This is a genomic window from Robertmurraya siralis (assembly GCF_005502275.1).
Classification (GTDB): Bacteria; Bacillota; Bacilli; order Bacillales; family Cytobacillaceae; genus Robertmurraya; species Robertmurraya siralis.
The window spans coordinates 342,652-361,915 of record NZ_SWLZ01000002.1; the positions used below are offsets into that span (position 1 = coordinate 342,652).

The following is a 19,264-nucleotide window of genomic DNA, read 5'->3' on the forward strand; positions in this document are numbered from 1 at the left end:
AAAAGGACAAAAGAAAAGAGCCTCAATCCTATAGATGAAGCCCTACTTCTTATCCTAGTTTAATTTTATTTACTTATTTTCATCCACTTCCCCCGTCAGTATGAAATGAGCATATTCCGTTTTATGGTCTATTATATAAACTACCAATTCATAAAACCCTCGTTCATTTGCTTCATACTGGACTCGGTTCACATCAAACATATTTGTGACTCCACTTTCTCGGATGGAAAGGATTTGTTCCTTGATTATTTCATTCATTAGTTGACTCCTTCGAAAACAATACTACAATATAAATCTACATATTTACTGCCACATTTGGCTTAAATTGTGTATGTTTTACTCTTCGATTTTCTTGCATAAATCCTCACCAAAGGCCACTCCAAGAGAGCCACCGGAATCCCAACTGACATGAATCGTTCCTATGTCGTCAACACTAGTAACCGTACCTTTAGATCCAGTTTGAAGTTTGGTATAAGGGTCGTTCATTTTAAGTAGCATGACACGAGTTCCTGGAGTGTAATAGCTTCTTAGTTGCTTTAACATTTCAGGGTGAATGATATTCATTGTTCACTCACCTCCTGCTTGAACGTTCCGCTTTTGAAAGCGGAGCTACCTGAAAGCTTCGAGAGGAGAATCTTTCGTCCCATCTTATATTCTGGTCCGATAAAGCCGAGCCTTAGTAGGAAGCAACGGAAAGCGTACTTTTCATTCTCTATTGATTTCTCGGTGGAATTGACACGGGTCTGTTTTTTCGCCATTTCGCAAAGTGCCTTGACAAAATGGGTGTATGCCTTAACCTCCTCTGAGGCGCACTTACCTTGAAACCAAGGGAAGGTAACATATTCCTCATCTTCAATGATGGGAATGGAGTCCGTATCAAGTGCTTTCTTTATAAGAGTAGCTTTACTTTCTACTAATCCTTTTAGGTTCTCGATTGCCGTGTCGGTAAAATCCGCCCGTGGCATTTGAATTATCAGATTGATAGATTCTTCCCTTTCATTTACTTCTGCTTTCGGAAGTGGTGTGTCAAATTCTTCTGAAATTGCTTTGAGATCGTGAAATCTCAATAGATCATCGACCAGTTCCTTATTGTCTGGTCCACTTAGAACTCCGTTTTTGTTAACATTGTAGTCTGCCACCTCATATGCAAATGTAGGTGCTCCGAGATATTTTACAGGGGCATTTAGTTCTTGGCTGATTGCGTTAACCAGTGCTTTTCTTTTTGGTCCTGTAACATTATAGTTAATCTGCATTTTCATACCGCCTTTCTACTTTCGGTACGTACATATATCACTCTAAAAGCTGTTATTATCAAGTCATTTAGAGCATCTTTCTGTAGAAAATACGGTTCCATTAATCGGCGGTATTTTGTGTAGATAACACAATGCCAGTCAGCACAAAACAAACGCATGGAAGTGCTACACCATTACCCCACATTTTATATTCAGCTGAATCAGAATGAGGATTGTTAAGCCATTTTATAATCTGATTTCTTGTTTTTGGTTTTTTACTTTTACCTATAATTTTGCGGTGGGTTTCCCAAACCTCCGTCCAGAATGAAATTTCATCTTCTGTAGGATTTTCCGTACCAAGGTCATCACACCAATCATCGGGGAAGCCTTGCAATCTTGCACATTCCGTTGGTGTAAGCCTTCGAACAATATAGTCCGGTTCAACCAATCCATTTTGATAGCCTGGATTGGTGCCATTGATAATCGTATTTGATGTACCGTCCTGTCTGTAGCATTGACTTTCAGCTTTCATCTGAGGATAAAATGATGCTGGTTGTGCCACTGCTCCAGGACCTTTTGCTGTAAGCGTAGGTTGCTGTTCTTCATCTATAGTCGGTTTATAAAGAGCGTTCTGTCCTTGATTAAAAGCCGCCCGATCAATACCGTAAGAAGGCTGAGTCACAACAGGAGCATCCTTATAATCTCTCGACAATAGAGTAGGTGCTTTATCTTCTTCAACCTGTGCATAGGCTCCGGTAGTCATGGCATAGGCAACAGCATGACGATCAGCGGTATTAAGCGTAAAAGAAACATCTTCATCTATACCGCTTCCTTGGGGACCGTTTTTATCCTCTCTTCCAATCATCGAGCCTTGCAGAGCAACTACTGCAATACCACCTTGATTACATCCCGGATTTCCCCCATTGGCATCAATGGTCCGAGAAGTATCAGCTTCATATATACCGCTATGCGGATTGCTAGACTGCATGGAATTGCTTTTATCAGAACAGATGCCATATGCGGTGGGCACAAAAACGGTCTGATCATTATTGCATCCAAGAGTTGCAGACTTGTCATCCTGTATCAATGCACCCTTGCCACCGCCTTCACAGCCGGAGCGGATTTTTAAAGTTTTAGGAGTGTTCATAACAAGGGGTACATTTCCACCACCAGTTCCCATCCGAGAGGTTAGCGTCTGTACTTTATTATCCTCCGAGAGTTTCACACGGCTATCGGTTGGATGGTTTTCTATTACAACAGCTGTTTGATTATCTCCCATGTTTGCACGAAGTGATCCACTTAAGTTTTCGTCAGTATGGCCACCAACTTTAGAAGCAGCCCCCGGTTCAAAGGACATGACTGCACCTGGGACAACACCTGCTCTAAGTGTAGGGGAGCGTTCTTCCTCATATCCTACACTTCTGCTCTTGGCACTGTGTTCGGTGCAAAAACCGCTTGACTGCATTACACAAGGCTGATGTCCATGTTCCTCTGCACGAAGTGTTGCAGTAATATCCTTTGAAACAGACATCACTCTTCCACCTTGGTCATTTAGGCAAGTTATGCTATCGCCTGTTTTTCCAGTGCAGTTTTTAGCATTCTCGGCAGTTCTTTGCCACGGGCTGCCGCTCGGCGTAAAATTCCTTGGCATGCCTTCGGACTCAAATAGTATTTCTCCGGCACATCTGTCTGCAAAATCTGCGACAAGGTAGATTCTACGACGACGTTGGGGGACTCCGAAATATTGCGCATCGATAGTTCGGTAAGCCACACTCCATCTGTCTCCCATATAGATGTCTGCGTAAGGCCATCGTCTTTTTTCAGGAAAAGGCACCGAGGTGTTCGGTTCTTTGACACCGATGACCGTTTCGAGGACTGCCCTGAAGTCCTCTCCTTTATTTGACGAGAATGCGCCGGGGACATTTTCCCAGACTGCGTACCTTGGATATTGTCCATTGGTCTTACACCTCATTTCTTTAATAATTCGGATTGCTTCATAAAAAAGGACTGATTGCTCTCCGTCCAGACCGGCTCTTTTACCCGCCACACTCATATCCGTGCATGGAGAGCCAAAGGTTATGATATCTACAGGCGGAAGCTCCGCACCATTTAATTTGTTTATATCTCCATAATGCTTCATCTGAGGGATACGTTTAGTCGTAACCCTTATAGGAAACGGCTCAATTTCAGATGCCCATAAAGGTTCGATGCCACAAAGCAAACCACCCAGAGGAAAGCCACCACTACCATCAAAGAGGGAACCAAGTGTTAATTTACTCATCCTCATTCACCTCTGGCAGGTCACAATATCTGAATTTCGAACCATCTCTTAATAGAAATACACCATCAGAATTTCCCACTTGCTCAATATACCTTTTTACAATGACATCACAGTACTTTTCATCCAGTTCAATGGTGTAGCAGATTCTATTTGTCTGCTCACAGGCAATCAGTGTACTTCCTGAACCGCCGAAGGGATCAAGCACGATACAGTTACTAAGGCTCGAATTCATAATGGGGTATGCCACAAGTGCCACTGGTTTCATGGTTGGGTGGTCGCCGTTTTTCTTCGGTTTCTCAAACTCCCAGATGGTGGTCTGCTTACGGTCTGAATACCAGAGATGCTTGCCTTTCCTTTTCCATCCAAAGAGTACAGGTTCATGTTGCCACTGATAAGGAGAGCGACCGAGAACAAGGGACTGCTTTTTCCATATACAAGTACCAGAAAGATAAAATCCTGCATCGGAGAATGCTCTTCTAAAATTGAGTCCTTCCGTATCAGCATGGAATACATAAATAGAAGCGTCCTTTGCCATCGCTGCCTCGGTGTTTTGAAATGCCGCAAGCAGGAAATCATAGAACGCTTCATTCGCCATATTGTCATTTTTGATTTTTCCAGCAGTGCCTTCATAGTTGACGTTATATGGAGGGTCCGTAACTACCAGATTTGCAGCTTTCCCATCCATTAAGACATCAAAGGTGTCTTTCTTTGTACTGTCTCCGCAGACTAATCGATGCTGTCCGAGTATCCAAACATCCCCTAAATTCGAAACAGCGGGCTTTTTCAGCTCGCTGTCTACATCGAAATCATCTTCTTTTATATTATCCTTAAGGGAATCTTTGAAAAGATCCTCCAACTCTCCTGGGTCAAATCCTGTAAGAGAAACATCAAAATCAGAAGCATTTAGGTCTGTAATGAGAAGTGCCAATTTATCTTTATTCCAATCGCCACTTATTTTATTTAGTGCAATGTTTAGAGCCTTTTCCTTTTGCTCATCCATTTCGACAACTACGCATTCTATTTCATCCATGCCCATACTCAGCAGGACTTTCAAGCGTTGATGCCCTCCGATAACTTTGCCTGTGGTCTTATTCCATATAACGGGTTCTACATATCCAAACTCCTCAAGGGAGCGTTTAAGTTTCTCATATTCCGGATCACCCGGTTTTAAATCCTTCCTTGGGTTATATTCAGCGGGGATGAGTTGTTTCGTTTTAATCTTCTCTATCAACATACTTTTCCACCGCCTTTCTAAATTCACTGTATTTATTTACATCCTCCCACGGGAACAGACAACTATTAAAGTGACCATAAGCCGCTGTGTCAGAATAAACCACATTTCTAAGACGTAGTTTTTCAATGATGGCCGCAGGTCTTAAGTTGAAAGTCTCCTGAGCTGCAATAGTTAATATTTCATCAGAAACAGTTCCAGTGCCAAGGGTATTTACAGTAAAGGCTACTGGATTTGCCTTACCAATGGCATAGGAAATACTCACTTCACACTTCTTTGCATAACCACACCAAACAATATGCTTGGCAATATACCGAGCCATGTAAGCACCGCTTCGGTCAACTTTGGTTGGGTCTTTACCACAAAGAGCACCACCTCCATGAGATGAAAGCCCTCCATAGGTGTCGACCATGATTTTTCTTCCAGTCAAACCCGTGTCGGCAGCGGGTCCACCAAGAACAAACTGACCAGATGGATTGACGAGAAGTTCTGTTTCATCATCAAAAGGGAAATCCTCAAAGCATTGCCATAAGACATTGTTAAGAATATCCGCCTTAAGTTCTTCCTGTGTTTTATTCTTATCATGCTGCACAGAAATCACAATCGTCTTTATTCTCACTGGAGTGTCGTCCTCATATTCTACTGTTACCTGTGCTTTACCATCGGGAAGAATCCCTTTGATCAGCTTTCCTTTGCGACAATCATCCAGTCTCTTTACGATTCTGTGAGACAGTACAAGAGGGAGAGGAAGCATTTCTCTTGTTTCCTTTGTAGCATAACCATACATAGTTCCCTGGTCTCCGGCACCTATTGAACTGTACTGTTCATTTATTCCATTTCGTGCTTCCAGTGAGGCATTCACACCTGCCGCAATATCTACACTTTGATTATGTACATATACATAAATCAAAAATTTTAGAGGGTTGTATCCAATCTCTTTTAGGACATTTCTAACAATGCCTCGGATATCGATTTTCTCGCTGCAGGAGATCTCGCCCGCCACGATAATTTTTCCTTTAGTCGCCATAACCTCGCAAGCCACCCTTGATGCCCTATCTTTACGTAGGCAAGCTTCCAAAATGCTATCTGCTATGATGTCGCATAGTTTGTCAGGATGCCCGGCGCATACACTTTCTGCTGTTAAGTATTTTTTACTCATTACATCATATCTCCTTATCTTTATTTTCCTCTGCGGGCAGATAGCAATCGCTCCATCACGTCGTCCTGTGGATTTAAACCAGAATACTCTGTAGCACAATTCTCTCGAACGATTTGATATATCTCCATCCATAGCCTGTTTGTCTGACTCATAAAGTTCTGACTCATCGCTACATAGGGACTTTGAATAGCATTGCCGGTGGTTGGGTGCTTGGCTAGAAAGCCAAACTCAGTTACTGCTTCCTCACACTGTATCCATCTGGCCGCACTCATGGCATATCGCTCTAGAAGCTGCGGAAGTACCAAATGGGCACACCCACGTTCCTCAAGCCATTTCCATGTAATTTTATAGATTTCACTTGCTACTAGGGTTTTCCCATCCTTTTGCACTGCGGAGAGCATGGCCATTGGCTTTGGCATTTCTTGCCCCTTCAGGTCAGCGGTATTTTGGAACTCAACGACTTCAATTTTTCTCTTACCGGGATTTCCCTCTGCAATTTTGTCAGCAAGCGGTTTCTTCTTTTGACCGGAGCCTATACGGGCACCTCCACGATTTGTTCCGTCTTTGGCCATTCACTCACCTCTTTTCATCGATGGGCGCCTATTACCCTGTTTGAAACCGCGAATTTTCACGCGTTGCCCCACGCCCGTTACACAAAGAAAAAGCTGTAGAGATTTGACTCCCCCTACCGGTTTCCCCAACGGTCTCCATCTCTTGCTGTGATAGCAGAGTGGCAAGGAGTACAAAGAGCCATCAGATTACTCCTATCGTGAGTCCCTCCTCTTGCAAGAGGAAGAATGTGATGGACTTCATTTGCTGGGGTCAGCTTTCCTTGTCGATGGCATTCCTCACAAAGAGGATGAGCTGCAATGTAACGGTCACGAATTCTTTTCCAAGCACGACCATAACGCTTACGGGTTGCTGGGTCACGGTCATACTTCTCATACCGTGCAGCTTCCTTCTTGCCATGCTCTTCACAAAAGCGCTTGTCGGTTAGCTCTGGGCAACCAGGGTAAGAGCACGGTCGCTTAGGTTTCTTTGGCATACGGCACCTCCTTTTACCCATAGAAAAAGCCCTCGCAGGAGAAATGCTCCCGTGAAGGCTTCTGTTTATTAATATTCCATACTACCATTATATAACTTTCACTACGGACAAACAGTGTCAGCGTGTGCCAAACTGTGCCAAAGTGTGCCAACTTTATAGATTATCGTCTGGAACTATAGCTTTTGATGTTAGCGTAACAGAATAACTTAACAAAGGAGTTGTAATTCTTGGTAAAATGTATATGAGGGGGGAAGATATGCCATTCGTTAAACATTTTGGGGTAAATGTAGTTGAAAAACCTAGTGGATTAAAATTAACAAGAGAAAATTATATAGAGAAAGTAACTTTTAAAGATTCACATTTAAAGAAACTCTATACTGATTCAATTATAAATAGCCACACAGAAGCTTGTTTATATAATTACGATAAGAATATGAACTATTTTCATTCATTATCTCATGAAGATTTTAATGAAGAGTTAGAAAATTTCATCCGTGAAAATATGAACTTTAAGGAAATTACAGACCTAACTTCTGTAGATGGTAAATCTGGATATTACATTATGGTGTTAGACGAATATGCTCAAGCTTATATTGGTACAAGCCGTGATATCAAAAAACGAATACAACAACATTGGCGTATGCAAATGTTTTTTGATCGAATGATATTTGGCACTAAAGAAAATTCAATTTTATCCATAAATAGCTTTAGGGCTTTAGATACTACAAGGATATTTGTATATTTAACATCTAACACTTATCATCTCGAAGATAAATTAATTAATCAATTTGATAATAAATATCTTTTGAATAGAACTGCTGGTGGAGTTTTAGATGGATTATTGGGAGCTATAACAAATGGAAAAACCAGAGATTTGTCTGTTTAGGACAATTAGTTGAACAAAAAAGGCATTGCATATTAGCAGTATAAATATGTAATGCCTTTTTCCTTTATTTTAAATTTGAGTATCAACCTATCCACACTGTTTTCCTTTTTATTTCGGCACCTTTAAATGTTGCAAAGCGGATGAATGGAGTCTATGCACGGTTCTCATAGAAACATTAAGGTTAACACAGATTTCTTCCCAGTTAAGAAAGTTAATATATCGGTAGCGAAGGAGTAGCTTCTCATCCACGTTTTCCATTTGGTTAATCGCTTCACGGATATCTGATTTCAGCTTTATTAATCGTTCAACCTCATGTTGTATCTGTTGCTCCAAATCTATTATCCTAATCACATATTTTTCAAAGGGTGGGTCAGTACTCTTGGTTCGACTGACTTTCTCATCAAGCACAGGGGATGAAACACTTCTTGATAAATCCCTTAAGTTTTGTAACTCTTCAAGGTCGGAATTAATCAATTCATTCAGACGATAGGCCTGTTTTAAGAATTCCTTAGCCGTCATCATCGCACCACCTCCTCTTGTAGCTGTTGAATTAACATGTCAGGGTTTAGGGAGGTGAGGACATTGAACAATCCAGAATGAAAGAAGCACTCAACCTCACGTTTTGTATATAAAGCAGAATCATTGCGAGGGTGTTTTGCTAATCTTTTCAGTGCAAAACGATAATCCTTGACTGCCTGAAGAATAATGGCATTTGCCAGTTTTTCAAATGCATCCATCATACGGCATCCCTCGCTTTCCCAAGATTTGCTTTGACCGCATTAATAAGATCGGATTGTGTCTTGTCCTTTCGTTTCAAGGCTCCCATCACATCTTCATCGATTGTGCCTTTAGTAATGATGTGATGGATTACTACTGTCTCTTTTTGTCCTTGTCTCCAAAGTCTCGCATTTGTTTGTTGATAGAGTTCCAGACTCCAAGTAAGTCCAAACCAGATAAGCGTTGAACCTCCACTTTGTAAGTTGAGACCGTGCCCCGCTGATGCAGGATGGATAACTGCCACAGAAATATCACCGTTGTTCCAATCCTTAATATCCTTGGAAGTTTTAATTTCTCTGACATTGAATTTTGCCTTAATACGCTCTAAATCGTGATTATACCAATAGACAATAAGCACAGGTTTGCCGTTAGCACCTTCAATTAAATCCTCAAGAGCATCTAGCTTGCGGTCGTGGATAATATGGGGGTTTTTATCATCATCATAGATAGCACCGTTTGCCATTTGCAGAAGTTTGCCTGAAAGGACAGCTGCATTCATGGCATCTATTTCTTCATCGCCAAATTCAAGGACCATCTCTTCACGAAAGTGATCATATACTGATTGTTCTTTTTCATTTAGATAGACAGGTACTTCATTGATCACGCATTCTGGCATTTTGAGAAAATCTACCGACTTCATGGAAATGGTAATATCTGAAATGAGCCGATATATGGCATCTTCAGCACCTGGCAATGGTTTATATGAAAACACAATCTGCTGATTTCGTTTATCCGGTGTAAAGTAGGAATTGCGGTAGTGTGTTATGTACCTGCCGAGTCTTTTACCCATGTCGAGAATACGAAACTCTGCCCACAAATCCATTAACCCATTACTGGAGGGTGTACCCGTAAGACCCACAATCCGTTTTGCCCTCGGTCTTACTTTTAGTAAACTTTTAAACCTTTTTGCGCCATAGGACTTAAAAGATGATAGTTCATCAATGACCACCATATCGAAATTAAAAGGAATACCGCTTTTGTTTACCAACCAGTCAACATTTTCTCTGTTTATAAGATAGACACTTGCAGGCTTCCTTAGAGCCGCCAATCGCTCCTGCTCTGTACCGATTGCTACCGAAAACTTGAGTCCTTTTAAATGCTCCCACTTATTTATCTCAGCTGGCCAAGTATCCCTAGCTACTCGAAGTGGAGCAATAACCAGAACCTTTCCAACTTCAAAACGATCAAGACATAGGTCAAATATAGCAGTTAGAGTAATGACGCTTTTGCCAAGACCCATTTCTAAAAACACCGCAGCAATGGGATGCTCTAGAATGAAGTTCGTTGCATAGGTCTGATATTTATGAGGATTGTATTTCACCCAGTATCCCTCCAATCTGCTTAACATCATCAATGACATAGCAGGCAAAGCCTAACTTCTGTAATTGCTTTATTCTTCTAATCTGTAACAGGCGAGGTTTCTTTCCCGGAGCCTTTAATTCCACAAAAGCCATCTTCCCATATGGTAAAAGCACTATGCGGTCTGGCATCCCATCTAAACCTGGGCTAACAAACTTCGCAGCAATGCCTCCCATCTTTTTTACCTCAGCCACCAGTTTCTTTTCGATATATTTTTCAAGCATAAATACCTCCCATATAAAAAGCTCGGAACAAGAAAACAACTTTGAACCAATTTTCCTATACGCGCGTGTATGCGTGTATGCACAGGCTACTCTTACTTCTTTTGACTATTTATAAATAAATAGGTTACTTCTTGTTCCACTTGTTCCGAACCGTTGATTTTCCTTATTATTACTAACTTTAGGGAAGGAACTAGTATGGGAACAAGGTAAGGTACAACTTAGCGTTGTTCCTCGACTCGGGAATAAGCTCGTTGCTTTCCGTAGACAGGAAACGTCACAACACCATTCTTGTTCCCGGTGTACTTGTTCCACTCACTGATCTTTCTCATAATGGCACCGATGGCATAAGAATCTGAAGGCTTTAGCATTGAGGCCTCTTTACCGAAACACTCGCACCAAATTTCCATATTGCAAACAAGGGTTCTCTTTACTGTTCCAACACGGGTGCCGCCGCCAAATTCGCTACCGCCGAGGAAATTTCTACGCTCGTACAAAGACATCGTGTCCCAATCATCCGGCAAGAGCGTATCCAAGTAAGTACGAACCAGTCCTTCTCGTTCATCTGTTTCCATAGCATCTGCCTGTTCACTAGTTGCCATGGATACATCATCACCTTCAAGATAGAGTTTTTCTCCATTCTCATAAAGCACTAGTGCCTCTGCCCAAATCTGCTGTACTTCCTCTTTGGTCATCTGCCAAGCTTTCTTTTTACCGTTGCCGTTAATGCGGACTGGCCAAAATCTGCGGTTGCCCGTAATATCCCGAAGAAATCCGCTTTCTGCATTCGTTGAACCTACAATTACACACTGACGGGGATGACTTTCGACGTTGACTCCATAACTGGCACGATACTTATCATCCGCCCTTGAAATAAAGGACTTCACAACCTCCACATCCGTCTTACGCATTCCAGCAAGTTCCCCCAGTTCCAGTAACCAATATCCCTGAAGTTTCTCAGCCCCGGATTTATCCTTCATATCTGTAATAGTCAAACTATCTGAAAACCAGTCTCCAGCAAGTTTGGCAAAGAAGGTTGACTTACCGATGCCTTGAGGACCGTTTAATATTAGTACACTATCAAACTTTGTACCTGGTCTATAAATGCGGGCTACCGCTGCAACCATCGTTTTGCGAATAACTGCTTTTGTATAGGAATTATTTGTTGCACCGAAATAATCAATTAGCATATTTTCTACTCGACTAATACCATCCCATTTTGGTAGTGAGTCTAGATACTCCTTAACAGGATGGTAGGCTCGTTCTGACGCTACCGCTAACACAGCATCCTTGGTCTTGGTAGGAGAATAGACTCCGTATTTGCTACTTAAGTAAACTTTAAGAAGTGCATTATCTGAATCATTCCAACCCGCTTTGATTTGTTCCCAAGGCAGGCCACCCTTGGCATCGATCCCATCACGGTGGCAGTTGAAAGCTATATACTGTAAATCTTCATCATGCCGAATAATCTGAACGATATTGTCCAGCGTGTCTTTTATCCGACCTTGCTTATCCAATTCCAAACCTGTCTGCCAATCCTCATCACTAAACTCCTCTTCAGCCTGAGCCTGTCTCTCCTTTGCGAACTCAGCTTTTACCACTTCATCTTTTATAGCAAACTCGCACATTGCCACAAAAGACGGCATCCTGCCAGGAGCCGTAGTAGTGGAAGCTCTATCATCTAAAGAGCCGAATTTATGAATACGAACGAGATCAAAAGCATTAAGGAGCAGGCCGCTTGCTGGATCAGTAGCATGGTGGCTGTATGCAAATTTATCATCATAGATAATCACACCCGCACTACTGTCAGCTGGAATATAGTCATATCGCCCTTCCATAGCAGATGGTTCATAAACTGCACCTAAAAATTTATCAATTGCTTCACGAACGGAATAGGCGCGACAGAAAGTTCCTACCACACCTTCCTTTAAAAGAGGATCTGCTTGTTCTTTCAGACTGCGATTAATAACTTCAGACTGCCTGCTTGATACAGGCCAAGTTGATGTATCCCGCCAATTTTCATATTTTAATAGATAAACATCGGGGTCAAGTAATTCTCCATCCTGCTCTTCGTAGACAAATTGACCATTAGAGGAAGTGGATGGCCAATACATAAGGCGATGGGGTTCATATGTCGTATCATCGAAAAGATCAATACCAATTTCTTTTGCCACCATACGTCCAACAGCTGCATATTCTTCTTCGCTGATCTCACGAGCAAGGGGAACGATAAGTCTGAGTCTTGGATTTTCTGGTGTGTGCTTATGAGTGGAGTAAACGCAACATTTGAAATCGAAAAGCAGACTGATTTGCTCCCAAATATCTGGTCTACCGTAATCCATATCAAGGGTAAGCAAAGAACGGCATAAAACATTGCCCTTCTTTCGCCTTCCTTCTTTTAAATGCCCTCCGACAAAGCCACCCACGTCTTTGATATCATCTTGCTGGCCTTTTTTAAGTTTCCGATATTCTTCTACCGTTTCTGTAGTACGTTGGGTTGTCTTTACACGGGAGCAAAAATCCTCCCAGGAGATATCTTTGTTTTTCCATTTTCTATCCATCCGGCTATTGCCCACTGCAATTTTCATAAGCTTTCAACCTCCTCATGCACCGGACTAAAATACCTGACCGTTTGCCTGCGTTTCTTGGCTACTTCAATCTCCCTTGCCATACCGCTTGAGATGGTATTGCCCAGCACCCACACCTCGGAGCATTTACCCATAAGCACGATGTCCATAAATATGGCAAGCTCTCGTTCCTCTGGGTTTTCATCATCCATAAACTGCGGAAACATAAGGTGGGGAGCAATTGGGATACAATTACTCTCCAAGGCAAATCTACAAAAGCTACGAGCCTTTTTAACATTTCCTTCTACATCACCGGAATAGGGAGAACAGATATATACAAGCGGCTTAAAGGCAGATTTTTTCTCTGCCTTTTCCTTTCTCATTATGTTGGTCAGTGCTTCATGGGGAGTTGGGCCATGGTATCCTTCATGGTTAAATTTGTTGATTTCCATTACACACCCTCCATTTCTATCTGTGGCAAAATACCGTCTGCCTTCATCAGTTCGTAAATGAAGAGTCTGCCTTTTTGTGTCCAATATGTATGGACCTTTGTATGCTGTTGCCCATTACTGCCAAGGTAGCTATGAGTCTTAGTGCTGGTGTAACCTTTTTCCGCATACTTCTGATATAAAAGCCAAATGCCGCCTTGTTTAAATTGGATGCCCTTTTTATTAAGATAGCGGTTCATCCAAATAGCTGACTTACCGTAATCTTTGGCGATTGCTGATGTGGAAATGAGGTCTTTGCAATTTAAAACCACATCGTAATAAGACACTTTCGGTTTCATTTCTGCAATTTGCTGATTCTGAACAGCAATCGTACCTTCAAGCATTTTATTTTGTTTCCTTACTTGAGTTAGCTGTTGATTGGCAATCTGAAGTGCCCTTGCCATGATCGCTTCTGGGGAATTCCATCTTCTTTCTATTTCAAGAAAGTATTGACGGCACTCTTTCCCTTTTGGAGTACGCTGTATCATGCATAGCTCTTTTGCCATGTCAATTGTTAACTGATGGTCTATGCTTGGTCTGCCTCCAGTACTTTCGCTCAAAAATGAGCTAAAGTCTGATCCTTCCTCAAATCCGTACTCACACATTCTTGGAAACCAATCTTTATAAGCGGTCTTTACATCCAAGGCTTCATGTAAATCACGACCGAGTACGGTTGGTCGTTGATTTTCATAATTGATTTTTACTAATTCGTCCATACGAATTACCTCCTGCAATATAGTCAGAGGAAAGTTCCTCTACCTAATAGCCACAGGAGGTAATGATTGTTGAGGATTTAAAAAAATAAATTATACATCCGATTGTTTTTCGGAATTTGAGTATGTAAAATAGATTTAACAGTTGATTCAGTAATTTTCTACTTTAACAAACGGACTAGATTGATAAACAAGAAATGGTAACGTAAACAGTAATAGGCCTATAGTGATTTGGGGCTAATAGGAAAAGAGAAAAACAGTCATTTTGGTATCATATTTTATCTATGACCTGGATGAGTAAGGTTGGTAGAGTCTGAGGAGAATCAATTAAAATAAAAAATACAGAGCGAGAAATTCTCACTCTGTATTTTTTATTTTTGCATCGTTCACTTATCGCTTTTACTTGATGTTATTTTACGAGTGGCTAAAGCTATGATCCCACCAACTGCAATAAATACAATGTCCAAAACGATTTCCAACCCTTGAAACGCATCAATATAATTTACTAAAAACCAACTTTTTCCTCCATTAGTCAAATGATTGATTAATCCTCCTACTCCCTGAATAATAAAAAGTAGGCTGAGTCCACTGATAATTTCTTTCATGATGAACACCTCTTTAATATTTTTTCTAATTTAATATGCCTCTAAGACCGATATTAAAAAAAACTGCACCTATGACTCCTATCGCTACCAAGAGTGAAGAGATTGGAGCTTCATTTAATTTTGACCTCATTTTAACAAGAATTTGTTGCAACCTTTCTTTAAATATAATATTAACCCCTAATAGTAATAGAGAAGGAAGCACCATTACTAGATTGTATCCAATAATTATTAAGATAGCAGGTGTAGTCTCAATTGTTTGATGATACATTAAAAAGATTGAATAGAAGTAAGGCAGTGCCGTTACAAATTCAATTAGGAAAACAATGATCCCTAATATAATCATCCCTTTAATAGTTGTATTATTGGGGATAAATGAAATTAAACGTTTTTTTGTAGTCTCTTTTGGTTTACTGAAGCTTATAAGAACAAGAACTGCTCCAAGTAGGATATAAAACCAATTGATAAAGTCAAACTGAGACAATTGTTCTATTCTCTTCAATAATGAATTTCCACCAAAGTAGAGTAATAAACCCGTGATGAAATAGCCTAACTGCGTGATGAATAAAAACACAAATAAACGAGAAGATAACTGATTCGGTTGTGTCAGTAATAAATAGGCTGTTACAGTCAGTACACCGGGACTTAAAATATCAATTAAAGCACACAAAAAAATAATCATTAATGCTGAAGAAATGTCTAATGATGAAGAAGGCATCAATGCTTCAATAGTTTCGATCAAACAAACTAGTCCTCCTTTAAATGTTGTGGTATTATCTATTTAACACATCGTGCTATAAAAAGATAATAACACACTGTGCTAAATAAAGGAAGTGATTTTTATAATGCCAAAAATTGTTGATCATGATGAAAAGCGCAAACAAATTGCTGAGGCTGCATGGAATATTATTGGGAAAGAAGGGGTTGAGAAAGCGTCTATACGAAGAGTTGCAGCTGAGGCAGGGATGTCTTCTGGTGCGTTAAGACATTATTTTTCAACTCAAGATGAAATGTTATTATTTATTATGAATTACTACTTAGAAGAAGGGAAAAAACGTTCTCAAAATATAGAATGGTCAGAAAACCCAGTGCAGGCAGTAGAAGAAGTTTTATTAGAGCTAGTACCAATAGATGAAGAAAAGAAAATTGAAACGAGTGTTTGGTGGATTCTTGCATTACGTTCACTTACAAGTGATACAATAAAGGACAAAAAAGATGAAATGACGGACGGTACATATGAATTAGCAAATTCAATGATTGAAATCTTAGCTCTAAAAGGCGTATTATCAGATTCAATGAATGCAGAATTAGAAAAGAGTAGGTTAACGGCATTAATAGAGGGATTGTCGATTCATGCTTTATTAAGACCTGATGTATACTCTCCAGAAAAGGTGAAGGAAGTTATTCGTTATCATTTAGAGACACTCTGCAATAAAATCAATTAAGCTAATCGGTCGATGTATCAATTATTGTCCCATGTGTTTTTAATAGATTTAGTCTTACCCCTTGATTTATTATTAACTTTATAGAGAGAGGAGTCAAAATCGGTTCTTTCACTATATTTCTTCAAGATTCGAATTTTAACCCTTTATTCCACAAAAATGGAGCGTTTATTAAACAAACAAGATAGCACGTGCCGGTCATAAAATAAGTGCTATCCTGTTTTCATTATTTAAAAATTGAAGGTCTTTTAACCTCCTCCCACACGATTATCCGATTACCAATTAATTTAATCTTTTTGATAAAACAGACACTCATAGCCATCAGCACTAAGTAACAGACCATTTGCCCATGTTGGTGTCCTAGCCATCTGTTCACAGATAGCGGAAAGTGACATTCCCATATCTGCCTCGATGATAATTTCATCGTGTACATGAGCCACAATAGAACAATTCTTTAATGTCTGCATGGCATGACACAAAATGTCACGACTGATTGCCTGAACAATATTCTCTACAAATTTGGGTCCATAGCTATCGATTCTTTCCCATTTCTTCGTCCCACCGACCCCTTCGTAAGTAACCGACTCACCGCCAAACATATTCTCTCCCATACGAGGTTTCACATAGGCAAGCCGTCTACCAGAGGGGAGGACAATAAAGAGCATTCCACTTTGATAGATAAATTTAATGCCGTGTGTCTCTGTAGGAGTTTTTTGCTTAACACAAGTTTTTACTGCACGGTCAACATCCCACCAAAGTTTTGTGATATTGGGATTGGATTGTCTCCAAGCCGTTACAAGGGGCTGAAGTTCCTCTTCTTCAATTCCCATCTCCAAAGCACCCATTGATTTTAATGCTCCAACAGATCCACCATAACCGAGGGCAAGTTCGGCTATTTTCCCTTTCTGACGAAGGTGACCGTTCACACCATGCTTTTCAACAGGTACATTAAACATCTGAGAGGCACTGGCACAGTAGATGTCACCGCCGTTTTGGAATACATCTATTCTCCATTTTTCACTTGCAAGCCAAGCAATGACGCGAGCCTCAATCGCTGAAAAATCTGCCACAATGAACTTCATACCTTCTCGCGGTATAAAAGCAGTACGGATAAGTTCCGACAGTACCTCTGGGATTGAATCATAGAGTAAAGTAAGAGCATCAAAGTTTCCGCTTCGAACTAAAGCACGAGCCTGTTCCAAATCGGGCATATGGTTTTGGGGGAGATTTTGCAACTGAATCAGCCTGCCAGAGAATCTGCCGGTTCTGTTGGCTCCGTAAAACTGAAACATTCCTCTTGCACGACCGTCACTACATACCGCATTTTCCATTGCCGTGTATTTTTTCACCGATGATTTTGCAAGCTGCTGGCGAAGTTCCAAAACAGTGCCTAGTGGTTCAGGAGCCGTCTTTAACATCTCAGCAACCGCTTTTTTACCAAGGGTATCTGTTTCTAGCCCATTGTCGGCAAGCCAGTCTTTCATTTGTTGTACAGAGTTTGGATTCTCCAAATTAGTTATATCTTGCATCGTAGCCATTAGCTTTTCACGAGAATTTTCATCCATCTCTACAGCCTGTTTTACGAAAGTCATGTCAATGGCAATGCCACGATCATTGATTACCTGGTCGAGATGATATTCCTCCCAGATGTTCTCTGGTACTTGAAACTTGGATAATTTCTGTTGTATTGACATCTCGGATTCCACATCGCGAATGTTATATACTTTAAACCGCTCCCATTTATCCATGTCGTGTTCTGGTAAATTACGAACTCGATCACCATTAGATTTTGTAGGGGAGCAAGGTGTACAGAAATATTTGATGAGGTCTTTACCCTCTGTTAGCTTTTGTTTCTCCAAACCTAGAACTGCACCGACTCCCTCCAAAGAAAGAGGTAATCCCATATATGCCGACCATATCATGGAACATTTCCAGGATGCGGGGTTAAGATATTCAGTAAGGTTAAGCCATTTTGATAGACACACACGCTCAAACATTGCATTGAAAGCCCACTTGGTAACGGAATCATCCATAAGTGCGTTTATAATTTCATCGGGGATTTCCTCCCCACTGGCAAGGTCAACCACCTGTACTTCACCGCCATCCACCGAATAACCAAATAGTAGAATTTCAAAATCATCACTCTCTGCATAACGGTAAACTCCAGACTTTTGAAGGTTGGCACTACTAAATGTTTCAATATCAATAGAAATAGAATTCATATATTACCGCCCTTTCCAATGCAAACGAGGTGGCAGAAGAACAACCTCCACCACCTCGTCTGTATTTATTCCTTATGCTAGAAAATCATCATCATCAATAGTTGTGAAGTCATCAGCTGCATTGGTCCTTCCACCTAAAGGCTCTCCATCTCTTATCTTCTGGATGTTGCCAAGACCACATGCTACACCCTTATTGCCATTAGAGTTAAAAGCATAGAAATTTAGGGATACTCTTGCATAACAACCGCTGTAAACCTCGTTGCGATCCAAGATAGGTCTAACCGCTTTATCTACTATTTGGGGTGGCGTCTTGCTGTTGGCATTTACGAAATAATGTCCTTTATAAGCCTCATCATCTCGTTCTACATCACCATCTCGAAGTGGTAGCTTGATAGCAGCCTTATTTGGCTTTTTACCACCAAACTTTGCAATGCCCTCTTCAATGGCTGCATCTACTGCTGCATTGATAGCATTGATGGTTTCCTTATCTGTTTTGGGAATCAATACAGATACGCTGTACTTTTCCGCTCCGCCATTGATGGATACGGGCTCCCAGCCGTGAAAGTAGCTAAGACGTGTGTTGACGCTTGTAACAACCTTAGTTCTGTTTTGATTATTCATATTCCAATTCCTCCGTTATTTCGTTAAATTCGTTTTTTACGTTTGATATATTCATAGCCTGCCGCTTATCCGAATTTGGAACCAGCGTTGGCTTGCCCGGTGGTTTATGTATGAGACCACCGAGAATTTGCTCAAATTTCTTTTTGCCCATCAGCTTCTGCATTTCCGTAAGGTTAATGAGACTCTGACGATAGATATCCTTATAGCCGTTTGCCTTGGCTGCTTCAGCCACAGCTTCTTCGTCCTTATATTTACGGATTGATCTGCCCTCGACTACCTTAAAACCGTGCCACTCTTTCCCGTGATTAACGGCAGTATCCGTGGCATAAGCAATGATTTCATTTGCCCACTTTGTAAGGTCAGACAGTTTAGAAAGAACTTCTTCAATTTCGGAGTCCGGAAGTAGGGGTGGCAATTT

At 40.9% G+C, this 19,264-nt stretch carries 22 protein-coding genes and 1 pseudogene; 2 read left to right on the forward strand and 21 right to left on the reverse strand.

Annotation, left to right across the window (positions count from 1 at the left end):
* Window positions 1-69: 69 nt before the first annotated feature.
* From FCJ93_RS04620 to FCJ93_RS04655, 9 genes and pseudogenes are all read right to left on the reverse strand, one after another.
* Complete coding sequence (locus FCJ93_RS04620; RefSeq protein WP_028988119.1) at window positions 70-258, reverse strand: DUF5049 domain-containing protein; 189 nt, start codon at window positions 256-258, stop codon at window positions 70-72.
* Between the two features lie 78 nt (window positions 259-336).
* Window positions 337-564 carry a DUF4314 domain-containing protein gene (locus FCJ93_RS04625; protein WP_028988120.1) on the reverse strand — a complete coding sequence of 76 codons (228 nt, stop codon included), beginning with the start codon at window positions 562-564 and terminating at the stop codon, window positions 337-339.
* Window positions 561-1,253 carry a hypothetical protein gene (locus tag FCJ93_RS04630; RefSeq protein ID WP_028988121.1) on the reverse strand — a complete coding sequence of 231 codons (693 nt, stop codon included), beginning with the start codon at window positions 1,251-1,253 and terminating at the stop codon, window positions 561-563. Before FCJ93_RS04630 ends, FCJ93_RS04625 begins: the two co-directional genes overlap by 4 nt.
* A gap of 100 nt (window positions 1,254-1,353) precedes the next feature.
* Window positions 1,354-3,003 (reverse strand): DNA cytosine methyltransferase, encoded by a 1,650-nt coding sequence (locus tag FCJ93_RS04635; protein WP_328591993.1) that lies wholly within the window; start codon window positions 3,001-3,003, stop codon window positions 1,354-1,356.
* 105 nt (window positions 3,004-3,108) lie between these two features.
* Window positions 3,109-3,519: pseudogene (locus FCJ93_RS25745) on the reverse strand (DNA cytosine methyltransferase); the annotation flags it as partial.
* The gene (locus FCJ93_RS04640; protein ID WP_028988123.1) at window positions 3,506-4,747 is read right to left on the reverse strand and encodes a site-specific DNA-methyltransferase; all 1,242 of its coding nucleotides are present in this window, start codon (window positions 4,745-4,747) and stop codon (window positions 3,506-3,508) included. The pseudogene FCJ93_RS25745 and the gene FCJ93_RS04640, both read right to left, overlap by 14 nt.
* The gene (gene metK, locus FCJ93_RS04645; RefSeq protein ID WP_137743038.1) at window positions 4,728-5,903 is read right to left on the reverse strand and encodes a methionine adenosyltransferase; all 1,176 of its coding nucleotides are present in this window, start codon (window positions 5,901-5,903) and stop codon (window positions 4,728-4,730) included. Before metK ends, FCJ93_RS04640 begins: the two co-directional genes overlap by 20 nt.
* A 20-nt stretch (window positions 5,904-5,923) precedes the next feature.
* Window positions 5,924-6,475, reverse strand: a complete 552-nt coding sequence (locus tag FCJ93_RS04650; RefSeq protein WP_137743039.1) for a P27 family phage terminase small subunit — start codon at window positions 6,473-6,475, stop codon at window positions 5,924-5,926.
* A 113-nt stretch (window positions 6,476-6,588) separates the two neighbouring features.
* Window positions 6,589-6,948: an HNH endonuclease gene (locus FCJ93_RS04655; protein WP_137743040.1), complete on the reverse strand. Its 360-nt coding sequence runs from the start codon at window positions 6,946-6,948 to the stop codon at window positions 6,589-6,591.
* Between the two features lie 256 nt (window positions 6,949-7,204).
* On the opposite strand from FCJ93_RS04655, the gene FCJ93_RS04660 reads away from it, so the two are divergent.
* The gene (locus FCJ93_RS04660; protein ID WP_137743041.1) at window positions 7,205-7,834 is read left to right on the forward strand and encodes a hypothetical protein; all 630 of its coding nucleotides are present in this window, start codon (window positions 7,205-7,207) and stop codon (window positions 7,832-7,834) included.
* A 108-nt stretch (window positions 7,835-7,942) separates the two neighbouring features.
* Here the strand turns inward: FCJ93_RS04660 and FCJ93_RS04665 are convergent, their stop codons facing one another.
* From FCJ93_RS04665 to FCJ93_RS04705, 9 genes are all read right to left on the reverse strand, one after another.
* Window positions 7,943-8,356 carry a DUF1492 domain-containing protein gene (locus FCJ93_RS04665; RefSeq protein ID WP_042357512.1) on the reverse strand — a complete coding sequence of 138 codons (414 nt, stop codon included), beginning with the start codon at window positions 8,354-8,356 and terminating at the stop codon, window positions 7,943-7,945.
* On the reverse strand, window positions 8,353-8,571 hold the full coding sequence (locus tag FCJ93_RS24775; protein ID WP_019155136.1) for a hypothetical protein: 219 nt from the start codon (window positions 8,569-8,571) through the stop codon (window positions 8,353-8,355). Before FCJ93_RS24775 ends, FCJ93_RS04665 begins: the two co-directional genes overlap by 4 nt.
* The gene (locus tag FCJ93_RS04675; protein WP_235879418.1) at window positions 8,571-9,932 is read right to left on the reverse strand and encodes a DEAD/DEAH box helicase; all 1,362 of its coding nucleotides are present in this window, start codon (window positions 9,930-9,932) and stop codon (window positions 8,571-8,573) included. Before FCJ93_RS04675 ends, FCJ93_RS24775 begins: the two co-directional genes overlap by 1 nt.
* Window positions 9,913-10,194, reverse strand: a complete 282-nt coding sequence (locus FCJ93_RS04680; RefSeq protein WP_137743042.1) for a VRR-NUC domain-containing protein — start codon at window positions 10,192-10,194, stop codon at window positions 9,913-9,915. The genes FCJ93_RS04675 and FCJ93_RS04680 overlap by 20 nt, the downstream gene beginning before the upstream one ends.
* Before the next feature lie 218 nt (window positions 10,195-10,412).
* Window positions 10,413-12,779: a virulence-associated E family protein gene (locus FCJ93_RS04685; RefSeq protein ID WP_137743043.1), complete on the reverse strand. Its 2,367-nt coding sequence runs from the start codon at window positions 12,777-12,779 to the stop codon at window positions 10,413-10,415.
* Window positions 12,776-13,210, reverse strand: coding sequence for a DUF7768 domain-containing protein (locus FCJ93_RS04690; RefSeq protein ID WP_137743044.1), 435 nt, complete (start codon window positions 13,208-13,210; stop codon window positions 12,776-12,778). Before FCJ93_RS04690 ends, FCJ93_RS04685 begins: the two co-directional genes overlap by 4 nt.
* Complete coding sequence (locus FCJ93_RS04695; protein ID WP_137743045.1) at window positions 13,210-13,962, reverse strand: phage antirepressor KilAC domain-containing protein; 753 nt, start codon at window positions 13,960-13,962, stop codon at window positions 13,210-13,212. The genes FCJ93_RS04690 and FCJ93_RS04695 overlap by 1 nt, the downstream gene beginning before the upstream one ends.
* A 383-nt stretch (window positions 13,963-14,345) precedes the next feature.
* Entirely contained in the window at window positions 14,346-14,564 is a 219-nt protein-coding gene (locus tag FCJ93_RS04700; RefSeq protein ID WP_039236448.1) for a hypothetical protein, read from the reverse strand.
* A 25-nt stretch (window positions 14,565-14,589) separates the two neighbouring features.
* The gene (locus FCJ93_RS04705; protein ID WP_137743046.1) at window positions 14,590-15,303 is read right to left on the reverse strand and encodes a GAP family protein; all 714 of its coding nucleotides are present in this window, start codon (window positions 15,301-15,303) and stop codon (window positions 14,590-14,592) included.
* Window positions 15,304-15,406: 103 nt separating this feature from the next.
* On the opposite strand from FCJ93_RS04705, the gene FCJ93_RS04710 reads away from it, so the two are divergent.
* The gene (locus tag FCJ93_RS04710; protein ID WP_137743047.1) at window positions 15,407-16,006 is read left to right on the forward strand and encodes a TetR/AcrR family transcriptional regulator; all 600 of its coding nucleotides are present in this window, start codon (window positions 15,407-15,409) and stop codon (window positions 16,004-16,006) included.
* A gap of 284 nt (window positions 16,007-16,290) precedes the next feature.
* On the opposite strand, the gene FCJ93_RS04715 is transcribed toward FCJ93_RS04710, so the two are convergent.
* The 3 genes from FCJ93_RS04715 to FCJ93_RS04725 all read right to left on the reverse strand — a co-directional run bounded on the left by FCJ93_RS04715 (window position 16,291) and on the right by FCJ93_RS04725 (window position 19,261).
* Window positions 16,291-18,225, reverse strand: coding sequence for a DNA polymerase (locus FCJ93_RS04715; RefSeq protein WP_137743048.1), 1,935 nt, complete (start codon window positions 18,223-18,225; stop codon window positions 16,291-16,293).
* 72 nt (window positions 18,226-18,297) lie between these two features.
* Complete coding sequence (locus FCJ93_RS04720; RefSeq protein WP_063442184.1) at window positions 18,298-18,846, reverse strand: DUF2815 family protein; 549 nt, start codon at window positions 18,844-18,846, stop codon at window positions 18,298-18,300.
* The gene (locus tag FCJ93_RS04725) at window positions 18,839-19,261 is read right to left on the reverse strand and encodes a DUF2800 domain-containing protein (protein ID WP_235879415.1); all 423 of its coding nucleotides are present in this window, start codon (window positions 19,259-19,261) and stop codon (window positions 18,839-18,841) included. The genes FCJ93_RS04720 and FCJ93_RS04725 overlap by 8 nt, the downstream gene beginning before the upstream one ends.
* Between the last annotated feature and the right edge of the window lie 3 nt (window positions 19,262-19,264).